Source organism: Pseudomonas sp. P5_B2, from assembly GCF_056400445.1.
The window spans coordinates 1-1,221 of the sequence record NZ_JBFULH010000974.1 but is presented as its reverse complement, the minus strand read 5'-3'; the positions used below and the strand labels follow the sequence as shown (position 1 = coordinate 1,221).

At 55.4% G+C, this 1,221-nt stretch carries 1 protein-coding gene and 1 pseudogene; one reads left to right on the top strand and one right to left on the bottom strand.

Translation table 11 applies throughout. The annotated features are described in order from the left end of the window. Positions 1-176 precede the first annotated feature (176 nt). The gene (locus AC1DRJ_RS28425) at positions 177-746 is read left to right on the top strand and encodes a hypothetical protein (protein WP_477805071.1); all 570 of its coding nucleotides are present in this window, start codon (positions 177-179) and stop codon (positions 744-746) included. A 160-nt stretch (positions 747-906) separates the two neighbouring features. Here AC1DRJ_RS28425 and AC1DRJ_RS28420 read toward each other — a convergent pair. Continuing rightward, positions 907-1,221 (bottom strand): annotated as a pseudogene (locus AC1DRJ_RS28420) (NAD(P)-dependent alcohol dehydrogenase); the annotation flags it as partial.

Below are 1,221 nucleotides of genomic sequence, written 5' to 3'. Positions count from 1 at the left end.
GTCAAGGCGTTGTACGAATTTCCCAAGATCAAGAAAAAATATGCAGCCTTCCTGGAAGCACAGGCCCCTGATGCCATGGTTTTTTTTCTGAGTGATAAACCATCGCCGGTCTATCGGAAGGAGGCTTGATGAGACGTTATCCAACGCTCGATACATGCCGAATTTCCGGAAACCGGATGTGGCAAGCCATCAGGTGTGCCCTCCCAACGCACTGGTTCAGGCGTCATCGCATACGTATATCGTTTGATATCGATGACACATTGGCCTGCCAACTCCACCACTGCGCAACCGAGCACAGTAGATTGCCGGTATTTGTTCATCGTTGGCTGGGCGAGCCATTGCGCTTTGGAACACGATCCCTGGCACGCATCTTACGTCGCCAGGGATGCAGCATCTGGGTCTACACGTCATCGGGTCGGACACCGTCCTACATCAGGCGCTGGCTGTTGCTTTACGGTATCCGCGTCGATGGTGTGGTCAACAGTGTGCGGCATAGCCATGCCCTGACGGAGCATGGGTTTTCGAACGCCCCCTCGAAATTTCCGCCAGCATTCGGTATCGACTTGCATGTTGATGATTCCGAGGGTGTGCAGTTGGAAGGTTATGATCACGGTTTTCGCGTCGTTGTAGTACGTCCTGATGATGAAAACTGGACGCAGAGAATCTTGGATGCAGTAGCTGAGGTCCAGGCGCAGCTAGCCTTGCAGCAACCGCTCAACCACCGGATTTACGATGCCGCCCTTTGACCACAAGAGCTTTGCGGTTTGCTGCCCGCTCGCCCTGGTCGGCATCGCCTTGTATCCGGTTCTTGTCCATCGGCTTGCGGTTTCGATTCACGCTTCCTCCCCCACACTCGGTCGTCCGAAATCCCTAACGCTCGTACAAACCGCTTGCTCCCATAGATCCTCACGGGGTAATTGCAACCTTCATCACGCCATCCCTTTGATGAGCAAACAACTCATACGCCGCTTCGATGTCATCCAGCTTGTAGCGATGAGTCACCAGCGGCGACAAGTCCACTCCGCCATTTTCCACCACCGCCATCAAGCGTCGCATGCGTTCTTTGCCACCGGGGCACAATGTCGTGATGATGCTGTAGTCGCCCAGACCGGCAGCGAAAGCGTCCAGTGGAATGCGCAGATCGCTGGAGTAAACCCCAAGGCTGGAAAGCCGACCGCCCGGACGCAGAACGCGCAACGCCGACTCAAGGGTCCCCTGAGT